Annotated in this window: 15 protein-coding genes; 10 read left to right on the forward strand and 5 right to left on the reverse strand. The window is 68.3% G+C overall.

The window, feature by feature from the left end; all coding sequences use genetic code 11:
- Window positions 1-21 precede the first annotated feature (21 nt).
- Together LVB77_RS11805 and galU are read left to right on the forward strand one after the other, a co-directional pair.
- Window positions 22-1935 (forward strand): nucleoside-diphosphate sugar epimerase/dehydratase, encoded by a 1914-nt coding sequence (locus LVB77_RS11805; RefSeq protein ID WP_232906309.1) that lies wholly within the window; start codon window positions 22-24, stop codon window positions 1933-1935.
- Window positions 1935-2834, forward strand: a complete 900-nt coding sequence (galU, locus tag LVB77_RS11810) for a UTP--glucose-1-phosphate uridylyltransferase GalU (RefSeq protein WP_232906310.1) — start codon at window positions 1935-1937, stop codon at window positions 2832-2834. Before LVB77_RS11805 ends, galU begins: the two co-directional genes overlap by 1 nt.
- 42 nt (window positions 2835-2876) lie before the next feature.
- Here galU and LVB77_RS11815 read toward each other — a convergent pair whose 3' ends face one another.
- A complete protein-coding gene (locus LVB77_RS11815; RefSeq protein ID WP_232906311.1) occupies window positions 2877-3317 on the reverse strand; it encodes a hypothetical protein in 441 nt (146 codons plus the stop codon).
- A gap of 111 nt (window positions 3318-3428) precedes the next feature.
- Between LVB77_RS11815 and LVB77_RS11820 the strand changes: the two genes are divergently transcribed.
- From LVB77_RS11820 to LVB77_RS11835, 4 genes are all read left to right on the forward strand, one after another.
- A complete protein-coding gene (locus tag LVB77_RS11820; RefSeq protein WP_232906312.1) occupies window positions 3429-4715 on the forward strand; it encodes an FAD-binding oxidoreductase in 1287 nt (428 codons plus the stop codon).
- Window positions 4712-5071, forward strand: a complete 360-nt coding sequence (locus tag LVB77_RS11825; RefSeq protein WP_232906313.1) for a tRNA-binding protein — start codon at window positions 4712-4714, stop codon at window positions 5069-5071. The genes LVB77_RS11820 and LVB77_RS11825 overlap by 4 nt, the downstream gene beginning before the upstream one ends.
- A 475-nt stretch (window positions 5072-5546) precedes the next feature.
- Window positions 5547-5882 carry a hypothetical protein gene (locus LVB77_RS11830; RefSeq protein WP_232906314.1) on the forward strand — a complete coding sequence of 112 codons (336 nt, stop codon included), beginning with the start codon at window positions 5547-5549 and terminating at the stop codon, window positions 5880-5882.
- Window positions 5864-6097 carry a hypothetical protein gene (locus tag LVB77_RS11835; protein ID WP_232906315.1) on the forward strand — a complete coding sequence of 78 codons (234 nt, stop codon included), beginning with the start codon at window positions 5864-5866 and terminating at the stop codon, window positions 6095-6097. The genes LVB77_RS11830 and LVB77_RS11835 overlap by 19 nt, the downstream gene beginning before the upstream one ends.
- Window positions 6098-6221: 124 nt before the next feature.
- Here LVB77_RS11835 and LVB77_RS11840 read toward each other — a convergent pair whose 3' ends face one another.
- The 4 genes from LVB77_RS11840 to LVB77_RS11855 all read right to left on the reverse strand — a co-directional run bounded on the left by LVB77_RS11840 (window position 6222) and on the right by LVB77_RS11855 (window position 11071).
- Window positions 6222-6659, reverse strand: coding sequence for a hypothetical protein (locus tag LVB77_RS11840; RefSeq protein ID WP_232906316.1), 438 nt, complete (start codon window positions 6657-6659; stop codon window positions 6222-6224).
- Between the two features lie 67 nt (window positions 6660-6726).
- Window positions 6727-7932 (reverse strand): acetyl-CoA C-acyltransferase, encoded by a 1206-nt coding sequence (locus LVB77_RS11845; RefSeq protein WP_232906317.1) that lies wholly within the window; start codon window positions 7930-7932, stop codon window positions 6727-6729.
- Window positions 7933-7958: 26 nt separating this feature from the next.
- Window positions 7959-10334, reverse strand: coding sequence for a 3-hydroxyacyl-CoA dehydrogenase/enoyl-CoA hydratase family protein (locus LVB77_RS11850; RefSeq protein ID WP_232906318.1), 2376 nt, complete (start codon window positions 10332-10334; stop codon window positions 7959-7961).
- A 116-nt stretch (window positions 10335-10450) separates the two neighbouring features.
- Entirely contained in the window at window positions 10451-11071 is a 621-nt protein-coding gene (locus tag LVB77_RS11855; RefSeq protein ID WP_232906319.1) for a TetR family transcriptional regulator, read from the reverse strand.
- 218 nt (window positions 11072-11289) lie between these two features.
- On the opposite strand from LVB77_RS11855, the gene ndk reads away from it, so the two are divergent.
- The 4 genes from ndk (at window position 11290) to LVB77_RS11875 (ending at window position 14664) form a co-directional block, all read left to right on the forward strand.
- Entirely contained in the window at window positions 11290-11715 is a 426-nt protein-coding gene (ndk, locus tag LVB77_RS11860; RefSeq protein WP_078995781.1) for a nucleoside-diphosphate kinase, read from the forward strand.
- Window positions 11716-11838: 123 nt separating this feature from the next.
- Window positions 11839-13020: a 23S rRNA (adenine(2503)-C(2))-methyltransferase RlmN gene (gene rlmN / locus LVB77_RS11865; RefSeq protein ID WP_232910269.1), complete on the forward strand. Its 1182-nt coding sequence runs from the start codon at window positions 11839-11841 to the stop codon at window positions 13018-13020.
- Entirely contained in the window at window positions 13010-13855 is an 846-nt protein-coding gene (gene pilW / locus LVB77_RS11870; protein WP_232906320.1) for a type IV pilus biogenesis/stability protein PilW, read from the forward strand. Before rlmN ends, pilW begins: the two co-directional genes overlap by 11 nt.
- On the forward strand, window positions 13855-14664 hold the full coding sequence (locus LVB77_RS11875; protein ID WP_232910270.1) for a helix-turn-helix domain-containing protein: 810 nt from the start codon (window positions 13855-13857) through the stop codon (window positions 14662-14664). Before pilW ends, LVB77_RS11875 begins: the two co-directional genes overlap by 1 nt.
- The last annotated feature ends 61 nt before the right edge of the window (window positions 14665-14725 follow it).

Below are 14725 nucleotides of genomic sequence, written 5' to 3' on the forward strand. Positions count from 1 at the left end.
TGTTCAAATATGGGGCATGGAATGAGCTCATGGCGCGATCGTCTTAAAGGTGCACTGCCGCGCATGGCGGTAGTCGCGCACGATCTCGCGATGGTGTGGTTGGTCTGGCAGGCGCTGTACCGCCTGCGCTTCGGCATCATCCCCGCGCCGGTGCCGCTGCCGCTGTGGTCGACCGAGATCGCGTTGGTGATGGTGGCTCAGGGCCTGGTGTTCTGGCAGGTCGGTTTGTACCGCGGCCTGTGGCGCTTCGCCGGCGTGCCCGATCTTTGGAACATCTTCAAAGCCTGCATGCTCGGTCTGTTCGCGATCGTGCTGGTGCTGTTCCTGTACAACCGTCTCGATACGACCATGCCGCGCACGGTGCTGGTGCTGTATCCGGTGGTGCTGGTCGGCATGCTGGGCGCGCCGCGCCTGCTGTACCGCGCCTGGAAGGACAGCCGCGTCGAGCGCACCAGCACCTCCTCGGTGCGCATCCTGATCCTCGGCGCCGGCCGCGCCGGCGAAGCCTTGGTGCGCGACCTGCGCCGCTTCGGCACTTACGAACCGGTCGGCTTCCTCGACGACGCCGCGCGTCTGCGCGGCAGCAAGGTGCAGGGCGTGCCGGTGCTGGGCCGCGTGCCGGAAGTGGCCGAGATCGCGCGCGAGACCGCCGCCAAGCTGCTGGTGATCGCGATGCCTTCGGCCGACGCCAATGCGCTGCAGCGCGTGGTCATCGCCTGCGAACGCACCGGCCTGCCGTTCCGCATGGTGCCGCGCCTGCAGGACGTACTGGAAGGCCGTTCGCTGCCGGGCGAGCTGAAGGAAGTGGCGATCGAGGATTTGCTCGGCCGCAAGCCGGTGCTGCCGGACTGGAAGGCGATCCGCGGCTGGTTGGGCGCGCGTTCGGTGCTGGTCACCGGCGCCGGCGGTTCGATCGGTTCCGAGCTGTGCCGCCAGTGCGCGCGCCATGGTGCGCGCCGCATCGCCCTGATCGAAATCGACGAGCTTGCGCTGACCCAGACCGAGGCCGCGCTGCGCCGCGATTTCCCGGATCTGGAATACATCCCGATCCTGGGCGACTGCGGCGACCCGGCGGTGATCGCCTTCGCGCTGGACCAGTCCGAGCCCGACGCGGTCTTCCACGCCGCCGCCTACAAGCAGGTGCCGCTGCTGGAAGCGCAGCTGCGCGAGGCGGTGCGCAACAACGTGCTGTCCACCGCCACCGTGGCCAAGGCCTGCCGCGAGGCCGGCGTCGGCACCTTCGTGCTGATCTCCACCGACAAGGCGGTGGACCCGGTCAACGTGTTGGGCGCGACCAAACGCCTGGCCGAAATGACCTGCCAGTCGCTGGCCGACCAGCGCTCGACCCGTTTCGTGACCGTGCGCTTCGGCAACGTGCTGGACTCGGCCGGCAGCGTGGTGCCGCTGTTCCGCGAACAGATCCGCAGCGGCGGCCCGGTCACGGTCACCGATCCGGAAGTCACGCGCTTCTTCATGACCATTCCCGAGGCCTGCCAGCTGATCCTGCAGGCCTCCGCGATCGGCACCCACGAGGCGATCTACACCCTCGACATGGGCGAGCCGGTGCCGATCCGTCTGCTCGCCGAGCAGATGATCCGCCTGGCCGGCAAGCAGCCGGGCCGCGACGTGGCGATCATCTACACCGGTCTGCGCCCGGGCGAGAAGCTGCACGAGACGCTGTTCCACGCCGACGAGCGCTACCGCCCGACCCAGCATCCGAAGATCCTGCAGGCCGAGCCGCGCGACGTGTCCGCGCACGCGATCGAGTCGGCCATCGCGCAGCTGCGCGAGGCCTCGGCGCGCTACGACCGCGACCTGCTCAACCAGCTGCTGCGCCAGGCCGTGCCCGAGTTCGCGCCGGTCGGCGAGCATCCCGATTACGTCGAGTCCGCCACCGTGGTGGCGTTCCCCGCACGCAACGCCAGGAAGGTTTGATGGCAGCCCGTATCCGCAAAGCGGTATTCCCGGTCGCAGGGCTGGGAACCCGGTTCCTGCCCGCGACCAAGACCGTTCCCAAAGAAATGCTGCCGATCGTCGATCGGCCCCTGATCCAGTACGCCGTGGACGAGGCCATCGAGGCCGGCTGCGACACGCTGATCTTCGTCACCAACCGCTACAAGCACGCGGTGGCCGACTATTTCGACAAGGCCTACGAGCTGGAACAGAAGCTCGAGCGCAGCGGCAAGACCGAGCAGTTGGAACTGGTGCGCAACGTGCTGCCCGAAGGCGTGCGCGCGGTGTTCGTGACCCAGGCCGAGGCGCTGGGCCTGGGCCATGCGGTGCTGTGCGCCAAACCGGTGGTCGGCGACGAGCCGTTCGCGGTGGTGTTGCCGGACGATCTGATCTGGAACCGTGGGCCGGGCGCGTTGCGGCAGATGGCCGACGCGGCCGAGCAGTCCGGCGCCAGCGTGATCGCGGTGCAGGACGTGCCGCGCGAACAGACCGGCAGCTACGGCATTGTCGCCACCGACGGCTTCGCCGCGCGCCAGGGCCGCATCCGCGCGATCGTCGAAAAGCCCAAGCCCGAAGTCGCGCCCAGCAATCTGGCCGTGGTTGGTCGTTACGTGCTCAACCCGCGCATTTTCTCGCTGCTGGAGAACACCACGCCCGGCGCCGGCGGCGAGATCCAGCTCACCGACGCGATCGCGTCCCTGCTCGCGGAAGAGGCCGTCAACGCCTATCGCTTCCAGGGCACGCGCTTCGACTGCGGCACCCACCTGGGCCTGATCGAGGCCACGATCCGCTTCGCCCTCGACCACGAGGTGCTCAGCGACTCGGCACGCCAGCTGATGCAGAACGCGCTGGCGGAACTGGGCGTGGCCGATCTGGAATAAGGGATCGCCGCGCCGCTTGGCCGACCGCGCAGTGATCGCGGGTCAGCGGGCGCCGGTGAAAAAACCGTAGGTCGCCAGCGCGACCAGCACGCAGACCACGGCCAGCGCCGTCGCCGTCGTGGCCAGACCGCGCACGCGGCCGATCCAGCTCGCCGCGATCGGCCCGCGCAGCACCCGCACATCGCGCAGCGTGCGCCACTCGCGCGGCGGGAAGCGCTGTTCGGCCTGCGCGGCCGTGGCCAGCCGGCGCAGACTGCGCGCGAACAACCACAGCGGCACCACCGGCAGCAGCGCCAGCCCGACCAGCAAGCCGCGCAGCCAGCGCCGCGTGTAGTCCAGGTCGCCGCCCTGGGCCAGACGCGGCAGCACCTCGCCCAGCCAGCCGTTGAGTTGCCACAGGCCGAGCGCGCACAACACCGCGATCGCGGCCATGATGCGCAGGCTGCGCCTACGATAGGCTAGGTCGGCGGGGTGGATTTCCATATCGCGCACCGTGTCCGCCTGCGGCTGGCGTCCTTCGGCGTATTCCAGCAAACCCCAAAGCGGGAATCCACAGCCGTTCGTCTACTGCCGCCCGTCCATGCCCCTGCGTCCATGACCGCCAGCTACTACCGCGCCACCTTGCCGCCCATCGCCGAACGGCCCGCGCTGTCCGGCCGTGCCGAGGCCGAGGTCTGCGTGATCGGCGGCGGCTTCGCCGGCCTCAACACCGCGCTGGGCCTGGCCGAGCGCGGCGTCGCCGGCGTGCGCCTGATCGAGGCCCAGGCGCTGGGCCACGGCGCCTCGGGCCGTAACGGCGGCTTCGTGTTCGGCGGCTATTCGCGCGGCGAGGACGCGTTGCTGCGCGAACTGGGGCCAGAACGGGCGCGGGCGCTGTACGCCGGCACCATCGACGCGGTCGAACTGATCCGCTCGCGCATCCACCGCCACCGCATCGACTGCGACGCCGTCGAGGCCGGGGTGATCTGGGCCAACTGGTTCCGCGACCCCGAGGTGCTGCGTTCGCGCCAGCGCCTGCTGGCCGAGCGCTACAGCGCCGACTGGCAATGGCTGGCTCAGGCGCAACTGCGCGAGCAAGTGCGCAGCACGCGCTACCACGACGGCCTGTTCGAACCGCAGGCCTTCCATTTCCACCCGCTCAAGTACGCCTACGGCCTGGCCGAGCTGGCCGAGCGTGCCGGCGTCGTCTTGCACGAACGCACGCCGGCCGTCGCGCTGCGCCGCGACGGCGCGCAGTGGCGGGTAAGTACGCCGCAGGGCGAGATCGCCGCGCGCCAAGTGGTGCTGGCCTGCGGGGGTTACCTGGCCGGACTGAGCGCGCGCGTGGACGCGGGCGTGATGCCGATCGCGACCTACGTGATGGTCACCGAGCCGCTGCACCAGCGCCTCGACGACGTCCTGCGCACGCGCGCGGCGGTCTACGACACGCGTTTCGCGTTCGACTACTACCGGCCGCTGCCGGACACGCGCCTGCTATGGGGCGGACGGATCTCGGTGCTGGACCGCTCGCCGCAGGCGGTGGAGCGCCTGTTGCGGCGCGACTTGCTGAAGGTGTTTCCGCAGCTGGAAGGCGTGCGTATCGAACAGGCCTGGTCGGGCCTGATGAGCTACGCGCGCCACCAGATGCCGCAGATCGGCCAGGTCGAGGACGGCTTGTGGCTGGCCCAGGCCTTCGGCGGCCATGGCGTGGCGCCGACCACCCACGCCGGCGAGGTTCTGGCCGCGGCGATCGCGCAGGGCGATCCGCGCTGGCGCGAGTTCGGGCATTACGGGCTGGTGTCGGCGCTGAAGCCGGCCGGCCTGCTGGGCGCGCAGTTGAGTTACAGCTGGGCGCAATTCAAGGACATGTGGAAGGACTGGAACGAGGGCCGGCGCGCATGAGCGAGCAGCAGGAAACGGTCGCCTACGGCGATCTGAGTTGGAGCGAGTTCGAGAAAGTGATGCTGTGCGCGGGCACGGTGCTGCAGGTCGAGGAGTTCCCCGAGGCGCGCAAGCCGGCCTGGAAGCTGTGGGTGGATTTCGGCCCGCACGGCGTGCGCAAGACCAGCGCCCAGGTCAAACAGCTGTACACGGCGCAGGAGCTGATCGGCCGCCAGATCGTCGGCGTGATCAATTTTCCGGCCAAGCAGATCGGGCCGTTCCGCTCCGAGTTCCTGCTCACCGGCTTTCCGACGCAGGAGGGCGTGGTGATCACCGCGATCGAGCGCCCGGTTCCGAACGGTACGCGTTTGGCTTGATTCTTCCGCCGTGGGGTAGGAGCGGCGTGAGCCGCGACCGGAAGTCCCGGCGACCGCAGCTGCAGCTCTCCGGTTCTGATTGTCACCAAACTCCCGTGTCGCGCTCTAAGCTCCCTCCTTTGACAAAGGGTGAAGCCGTGCGCTTACGAACCGCAGGTTCGTGCACGGGTGAACGACAACAGGCTGTGCCTGTTGGCCGGGCGGGTTGGGGAGGATTTGCTTTTGTTCTTGCTCTGTTGCTTCTGACCGAAGGTCAACGGCTTCCGCCTGCTGCGCATGCGGGTCACTTTCTCTTGCTGACCCAAGAGAAAGTAACCAAAGAGAAGGGTCTGAGCCAGAAGCTCCCGTGTGGCTTCGGAACTTGCGCCGGGATTTTTCGATAGGACATCCCTGTCCTATCGAAAAACGGCGCGCGTCCTGCGCGCCGCCCTCCGGGTCTGGGAATGGTCGTGTGGCTTCGGGTCTATGGATTTGAATGCCGGAGCAAACTCAACAACAACAACAACAACAACAACAACAACAACAACAACAACAGCAACAACAGCAACAACAGCAACAACAGCAACAACAGCAACAACAGCAACAACAGCAACAACAGCAACAACAGCAACAACAGCAGCAACAACAACAACAGCGGCGGCTATTGCGGGGGGATCTGCTTTCTGTGGGAGCTTCTACCCCACAGCCTGCGGCAGATTACAAATCGTTAATCCCGCGCCCAGACATCGGTAGTCCAACGCCGCCTAGCCTGCAATCGCGACCGCATGGGTCGCGCATTCGGGAGAGGACGCCATGGTCCGCGCATCGCTGATTCCAGTCGCCACCGCCTTGCTGTTGCTGAGTCTGGGCGCCGTCGCCGCGTCGCCCGCAACGGCCACGCAACCCGCCGCGGCGAAATCCGCCCCGGCCAAGACCGCGGCCGGGCATTGCCGCGACAGCAAGGGCCAGTTCGTGTCCTGCGAAAAGAAGGCCGAAGCCAAGCACTGCCGCAACGCCCAAGGCAAGTTCACCGCCTGTCCGAAGTAGTCCCGTCGCGGGCGCCGCAGCGGCCGGCTACCGTGGGTCGGTCGCGCGCGCCGTCGATCTCGTTGTCCACGTCCAGGGCAGCAGGACCGCGCTGGGCGTGGACGCGGGGCGGTATCGTTACGAATTACTCGTCCTCGAGTTGCCGCATTTCGCGTAAATCCGCGAATGCCGCGCCCACGACGACGATCATCAGCACGTGGAACAAACCGCTCCACAGCAACAGGTTGAAAACATCGCCGATGCCGTCGATCTCGTCGCCGTAGACCTCGCCGAGAATGAGCCAGAGCGACAGGCACAGCAGCAGCGGCCCGGCGACCAACCACCATCCTGAGCGATGGAACGCGGCGATCAACAGCACGACGATGCCCAGCCAGCCCAGGCTGGCGCCGAGCGAGCCCTGCGTCAGCATCATGCCGACCACGCCCATGCCGTGGCCGGCCAGCAGCGGCACCGTGCCGTAGGCCAGGATCAAGGCCAGGCCCAGCCAGAAACGTGGCGCTCTGAATCGCACGGCGGTCCCCTCGTCACCCAGTCCGCCGTCATCATGCGCGATGCGGGCCACTCAACGCATCAGGGCGGCCGTAGCCGCCCTGATGGGAGTCCCGCGGCTAAGCCGCGAGCGGGTCGCTTCAGAGCGCCTCGAACACGCCCGCCGCGCCCATGCCGGTGCCGATGCACATGGTCACCAGGCCGTACTTCTGCTGGCGACGGCGCAGGCCGTGGACGAGGGTGGCGGTGCGGATCGCACCGGTCGCACCCAGCGGATGGCCCAGCGCGATCGCGCCGCCCAGCGGGTTGACTTTGGACGGGTCCAGGCCGCTGTCGCGGATCACCGCCAGCGCCTGCGCGGCGAAGGCTTCGTTGAGTTCGATCCAGTCGATCTGGTCCTGGGTCAGGCCGGCCTGCTTGAGCGCCTTGGGAATGGCCGCGATCGGGCCGATGCCCATCACTTCCGGACGCACGCCGGCGACCGAGAAGCTGACGAAACGCGCCAGCGGGGTCAGACCGTAGTCCTTGACCGCCTGGCCCGAGGCCAGCAGCACCGCGGCCGCGCCGTCGCTCATCTGCGAGGCGGTGCCGGCGGTGACGGTGCCGCCGAACTGGCCGTTGCGGAACACCGGCTTGAGCTTGGCCAGCGCCTCCAGCGAGGCGTCGGCGCGCGGGCCTTCGTCCAGCTCGATCAGGCTCTTGCGCAGCTTGATGGTGTTGCCGGCCAGGTCGGGCACGTGCGACAGCACCTCGTAGGGGCTGATCTCGGCCTTGAACTCGCCGGCCTGCTGCGCGGCGATCGCCTTCTGATGCGAAGCCAGCGCGAACGCGTCCTGGTCCTCGCGCGAGATCTTCCATTCCTCGGCGACCTTCTCGGCGGTGATGCCCATGCCGTAGGCGATGGCGACATGGTCGTCCTTGAACACGCTGGGGCTCAGCGCGACCTTGTTGCCCATCATCGGCACCATCGACATCGACTCGGTGCCGCCGGCCAGGACCAGGTCGGAATTGCCCAGACGGATCTCGTTGGCGGCCAGCGCCACGGCCTGCAGGCCCGACGAGCAGAAGCGGTTGATGGTCTGCGCGGCGATGGTGTTGGGCAGGCCGGCCAGCAGCACGCCGATGCGCGCCACGTTCATGCCTTGCTCGCCCTCGGGCATGGCGCAGCCGATGATGGCGTCGTCGATGCGATTGAGGTCGATGCCCGGGGCCTGCGCCACCACCGACTTGAGCACGTGGGCGAGCATGTCGTCGGGACGGGTATTGCGGAACACGCCGCGCGGGGCCTTGCCGACCGGGGTACGGGTGGCCGCGACGATGTAGGCGTCTTGAACTTGCTTGGTCATGTCTGTGTGTCCTATGTCGTCGGCGCTTAGTTACGGAGCGGCTTGCCGGTCTTGAGCATGTGCGCGATGCGCTCCTGCGTCTTGGGCATCTGCGCCAGCGCGACGAAGTGCTCGCGCTCCAGCTTGAGCAGCCATTCCTCGTCGACCAGCGCGCCGCGGTCGACTTCGCCGCCGCAGATCACGGTGGCGATGCGGCTGGCGATCTCGTAGTCGTGCGGGGAGATGAAGCGGCCTTCCAGCATGTTGACCAGCAGCATCTTGAAGGTCGCGATGCCGACGTCGCCGGCGACCTGGACGCGGCGGCCGGGCAGGGGCGGGCGGTAGCCGCTTTCGGCCAGGGCGCGGGCCTGGGCCTTGGCCACGTGCAGCAGTTCGTAGGCGTTGAACACCACCGCGTCGCCGTCGCGCGCCAGCTTGAGCTCGCGCGCCTCGAAGGCCGAGGTCGAGACCTTGCCCATGGCCACGGATTCGAACGCGGTCTTGAGCTGGGCGAACACGTCGCCGCCCGGACCGGCCGCGTCGGACGCGCGCACCGCGAACTCCTTCAGTCCGCCGCCGGCCGGCAGCAGGCCGACGCCGGCCTCGACCAGGCCGATGTAGCTTTCCAGCGCGAACACCGACTTGGCCGCGTGCATCTGGAACTCGCAGCCGCCGCCCAGGGCCAGGCCGCGCACCGCCGCGACCACCGGCACCAGCGCGTACTTGATGCGCTGGCTGGTGGCCTGGAAGTTGGCGACCATGGCCTCGAAGCCCTTGAGGTCGCCGGCCTGCAGCAGGCCCAGCGCACCGGACAGGTCGGCGCCGGCCGAGAACGGCTCCTTGGACTGCCAGATCACCACGCCCTTGAACTTCTTCTCGGCGATGCCGATCGCTTCCTGGATGCCGTTGAGCACGTGGTCGTTGACCGTGTGCATCTTGGTCTTGAAGCTGATCACCGCGATGTCGTCGCCGTCGTCGGCCCACAGGCGGATGCCGTCGTTCTCGAACACGGTCTGGCCCTGCGAGAACTTCTCGCCGAGCAGCGCGTCGGGGAAGCGTTGGCGCGCGTAGACCGGATTGGACGAGCGCGCGACCTTGGCGTTGCGGCCCGGGCTGTAGCTGCCGTCGCTGCCGTGCACGCCGTCGCGGCCGTCGAACACCCAGTTCGGCAACGGCGCGGGCGCCATCGCCTTGCCGGCGACGATGTCCTCGGCGATCCAGTCGGCGACCTGCTTCCAGCCCGCGGCCTGCCAGGTCTCGAACGGACCCAGCGACCAGCCGTAGCCCCAGCGCATCGCGAAGTCGATGTCGCGCGCGGTGTCGGCGATAGCCTCAAGATGGAACGCGCTGTAGTGGAAGCTGTCGCGGAACACCGCCCACAGGAACTGCGCCTGCGGATGCTCGCTGGCGCGCAAGGCGGCGAACTTCTTGGCCGGGTCGCGCTCCTTCAGCAGCGCCGCCACGTCGGCGTCGAGCTCGCCGGCCGAGACGCGGTAATCCTGCGCCTTCAGGTCCAGCACCAGGATGTCTTTGCCGCGCTTGGTGTACACGCCGGCGCCGGTCTTCTGGCCCAGCGCGCCCTTCTCGATCAGCGCCGCCAGCCACTTGGGCGCCTTGAAGTAGGCGTGCCACGGGTCCTCGGGCAGGGTGTCGGCCATGGTCTTGATGACGTGGGCCATGGTGTCCAGGCCGACCACGTCCGCGGTGCGGTAGGTCGCCGACTTGGGGCGGCCGATCGCCGGGCCGGTCAGGGCGTCGACGGTGTCGAAGCCCAGGCCGAACTGCTCGGTGTGGTGCATCGCGGCCAGCATCGAGAACACGCCGATGCGGTTGCCGATGAAGTTCGGGGTGTCCTTGGCGATCACCACGCCCTTGCCCAGGGTGGTGGTCAGGAAGGTTTCCAGGCCTTCCAACACGCTGGCGTCGGTGCTGCGCGCCGGGATCAGCTCGGCCAGGTGCATGTAGCGCGGCGGGTTGAAGAAATGCACGCCCAGGAAGCGGTGGCGCAGCTCCTCGGGCAGCACCTCGGCCAGCTTGTTGATGCCCAGGCCGGAGGTGTTGGAAGCCAGCACGGTGTGCGCGGCCACGAACGGCGCGATCTTCTTGTACAGGTCCTGCTTCCAGTCCATGCGCTCGGCGATGGCCTCGATGATCAGGTCGCAGTCGCGCAGCTGTTCCAGGCCGGTCTCGTAATTGGCCGCGCCGATGCGCTCGGCCAGGCCCTTGGCGGCGAGCGGAGCGGGGCTGAGCTTGCCCAGGTTGGCGATCGCCTTGGCGACGATGCCGTTGGGGTCGCCCTCCTTGGCCGGCAGGTCGAACAGCACCGTGTCGACGCCGGCGTTGGTCAGGTGCGCGGCGATCTGCGCGCCCATGACGCCGGCGCCCAGGACCGCGACCCGACGGACAAGTAAATTATTAGACATCGTCTACAACTCCTTGGATTAATTGCATTTATGTCGCTGCGCCGCAGGCGGGAGCGGGCGGGGTGCCGACCGATGGGGTCGCCCGGGCGCGATAGGAAAGGGCGTTGCGCGCCGGCTCAGCTCTTGAAGCCGGCGGCGGCGAAACGGATCAGCTCGCGGCCGGCGCGCTCACGATGCGCCGCCTCGGTGACACCGGCGGGTCGCTTGATCAGGCCGAAGTCGGCCATGGCGTAGGTCAGCGCGCCGGCCAGGAAGTCCAGGCGCCAGTACAGCTCTTCCTTGCTCAAGCCGGGCACCGCGGCCGCGATCGCCTTGGCGAACTCGCGCAGCACGTGGCCGTAGTGGTCGGACAGGAACTTGCGCAGGCTGTCGTTCTTCTCGGCGTAGGCGCGGGCGACCACGCGCACGAAGGCGGCGCCGCCGTGACGGTCCTGGGCCAGCGCCAGGGCCGGTTCCACGAACGCCGCCAGGATCGGCTCCAGCTCGCCCGGATGCTGCTGCACGGCCTCCTGCAGGGCGCTCAGGCGCTGCCGGCTCATGTCGTCCATGCGGCGGCGGAACACCTCGTTGACCAGGTTTTCCTTGCTGCCGAAGTGGTAGTTGACCGCGGCGATGTTGACGTCGGCGCGGCTGGTCACCTGGCGCAGCGACGTGCCGGTGAAGCCGAACTGGGCGAACAGCTCCTCGGCGGCGCCGAGAATGCGGTCCTTGGTGGAGAAGTGGGCGGTGGCGGCCATGGGGCTCCCGGGTGGACTGAATCAAACGCTTGTTTGATCGTAGTCCCGGCCCGACCGGATCGTCAACGGATTTTCAGCACAACCGTGCAAATCGGCTGACCGATCCGGTAGAATTACCGTAGCCATATTGGCTAAACCCGCGTCCTGTCGCGGGTTTTCTGTTATTCTCGGGCCCCTCGCAAGGAAGCAGCAGCGGCCCGCCTACCCGGAGAATTTCCATGGCGCTGGAGCGCACCCTGTCCATCATCAAGCCCGACGCCGTCGCCAAGAACGTCATCGGTGAGATCTACACGCGTTTCGAGAAGGCCGGCCTCAAGGTCGTCGCCTCCAAGATGAAGCACCTCTCGAAGCAGGAAGCCGAAGGCTTCTACGCCGTGCACCGCGAGCGTCCGTTCTTCGCCGCGCTGGTCGAGTTCATGATCAGCGGCCCGGTGGTGATCCAGGCGCTGCAGGGCGAGAACGCCGTGCTCAAGCACCGCGAACTGATGGGCGCGACCAATCCGAAGGACGCAGCGCCGGGCACCATCCGCGCCGACTTCGCCGACAGCATCGACGCCAACGCCGTGCACGGTTCCGACAGCCTGGAGAACGCCGCGATCGAGATCGCGTACTTCTTCCCGGCCACCGACGTCTACGCGCGCTGAACCGCCGTGAACGAGTTGCGCGCCAACGCGAACGAACTTCCGCACGCCGGCGCCGCGCCGGTGTCGGCGGCGCCCGCTAGCGCGCAGGCTCCCGGCAGCGACGGCACCGGCGACGGTGCCGCGATCGCGGCGACGCAGGCGGGCGTGCCCGTCTTCGTCGCCTTCGATCCCAGCAAGACCAACCTGTTCGATCTCGACCGCGTCGCGCTGGAAGATTTCTTCGAGCAGACCCTGGGCGAGAAGCGCTTCCGCGCGCACCAGGTGATGAAGTGGATCCACCACCGCTACGTCACCGACTTCAACGACATGACCGACCTGGGCAAGGCGCTGCGCGCCAAGCTCGAGCAGCACGCGCAGGTGCACGTGCCGCAGGTGATCTTCGACAAGGCCTCCGCCGACGGCACCCACAAGTGGCTGCTGGGCATGGACCCGAAGAACGCGATCGAGACGGTCTACATCCCCGACAAGGGCCGCGGCACGCTGTGCGTGTCCTCGCAGGTCGGCTGCGCGCTGAACTGCCAGTTCTGCTCCACCGCGACCCAGGGCTTCAACCGCAACCTGTCGACCGCCGAGATCATCGGCCAGGTCTGGGTGGCGGCGCGTCACCTCGGCAACGTCCCGCACCAGCAGCGCAAGCTCACCAACGTGGTGATGATGGGCATGGGCGAGCCGCTGGCGAATTTCGACAACGTCGTGCGCGCGATGAGCATCATGCGCGACGACCTGGGCTACGGCCTGGCCAACAAGCGCGTGACCCTGTCGACCGCCGGCATGGTGCCAATGATCGACAAGCTGGGCGAGGTCAGCGACGTCTCGCTGGCGGTGTCGCTGCATGCGGCCAACGACGAGCTGCGCAGCGAGCTGGTGCCGCTCAACAAGAAGTACCCGATCGCGCAGCTGATGGAAGCCTGCGTGCGCTACGCGTTGCGCAAGCGCGGCACCTCGGTCACGTTCGAATACACCCTGATGAAGGGCGTCAACGACCAGCCCCAGCACGCCCGCCAATTGCTGCGCCTGCTGCGCCAGTTCGACAACGCGGTGCAGATGAAGGACGCGGCCAAGGTCAACCTGATCCCGTTCAACCCGTTCCCGGGCACGCGTTTCCAGCGCCCGGACGACGCCTCGATCCGCGCGTTCCAGAAGCTGCTCAACGACGCCGGCATGATCGCGCCGGTGCGGCGCACGCGCGGCGACGACATCGACGCCGCCTGCGGCCAGCTCAAGGGGCAGGTCATGGACCGGACCCGGCGCCAGGCCGAATTCCGTAAGAAACTCGAATCTCAAGGATTGGGCGATGCCGCTTGATGCGCGCGCGACGTGGGCGAGGGCAGCGGTGCTGGCGACGGTCGCGGTACTGGGCCTGAGCCTGTTGAGCGGTTGCAAGCGCCTGACCTTCGTCCGGCCCAATTTCGACAAGACCAATTACGAGCACACCGGACCGGACTACAAAGTCCGCGACGACAAGCGCAGCAAGGACGCCGCCTCCGCGCGCACGCGCGTGCAGCTGGCCCAGGCCGCGTTGCGCAACGGCGACCTGGACGGCGCCGACCGCGACGCCCGCCTGGCGCTGAAGGCCGACGCGCACTCGGCCGATGCCCTGACCATCCTGGGGGCGGTGGCCGAACGCCGCGGCGACATGGCCGGCGCCGGGCAGCACTACAAGAAGGCCGTCGACCTCGCCCCCGAGCGCGGCGCCTACCTCAACAACTACGGCACCTGGCTGTGCGCCAGCGGCCGCGCCGCCGAATCGCTGAGCTGGTTCGAGCGCGCCCTGGCCGACAGCAGCTACGCCACGCCCAGCGCCGCCCTGGCCAATGCCGGCAGCTGCGCCGCCAGCGCCGGCCAAAGCGAACGCGCCGAACGCGACCTGCGCACCGCGTTGGCCCTGGACGCCAACAACGCCTTGGCCCTGGGTGGGCTGGCGCGGATCGAACTGCAGAAGGGCAACGCCTTCGAGGCACGGGCCTTTTCTGAACGCAGGCTGGCTGCCGCTCCGGCAGACCCGGATGCGCTTGTGCTTGCGTCACAAATCGAACAAAAACTCGGCGACATGGCAGCCGCCGCAAGATACGTTCAGCGTCTACGGGCGGAGTTCCCTGACGCGCAGGGCTCCGGGACAGGGGATGACGGTAAGCGATGATGCTTTCTAACGAAGTCGCGCCTGACGGCGGGGGGAACTGTGGCGCGCGCTTGAAACTCGCGCGCGAACAGGCCGGCCTGTCGCATGCGGACGTGTCCGCACGTCTTAAGATGCCGACCCGCGTGGTCCAGGCCTTGGAAGAGAACGACCTGGAGCGCATCGGCGCGCCGGTGTTCGTGCGCGGTCAGCTGCGCAGCTACGCGCGCCTGCTCGGCGTGGATCTGGAACCCGAACTCGACCGCGTCGCCGTCGCCCAACTGGCGCCGTCGCAACTGGTCAGCCACACCCACACGCCGCGCTACCGCCGCGTGTTCGAACAGGCCACCCGCCGCGCGATCTACATCGTGCTGACCGCCGCCATCGCGGTGCCGGTCTGGCTGGCCACGCGTCCGCACCTGGACAGCAACCTGGCGGTGCAGTCGCTGGACGTGCCGGCCGCATCGCTGGCCGCGGGCGCCGCGCCCGCCGCCGAACCCGCCGCGCCGCCGCAGCGCACGCCGCTGATCGCCTCGATGGCGCCGCTGCCGGCCGCCGCCGCGCAGCGCAACGCCTTGTCGCTGAACTTCACCGGCGACAGCTGGGTGCAGGTCTACGCCGCCGACGGCAGCACCCTGGAACAGGGCCTGCTCGGTGCGGGCCAGCGCCGCGACTACGCCGCCGGCGAAGTCGCACGCGTGGTGTTGGGCAACTCCTCCGCGGTGCAGGTGCAGCAGGCGGGCCAACCCGTCGATCTGGCGCCGTTCAGCCGCGCGAACGTCGCGCGCTTTACGCTATCCTCTGACGGTTCCCTCGCGCCGGTCTCCGACTGACCCGCGACGCGGGTCTGCGCATGCCCCGATAGGCATGTCCCACACTGGCCCGCAGCGCGGG

Origin of the sequence: Lysobacter sp. 5GHs7-4, from assembly GCF_021284765.1 — a bacterium.
GTDB lineage: Bacteria > Pseudomonadota > Gammaproteobacteria > Xanthomonadales > Xanthomonadaceae > Lysobacter.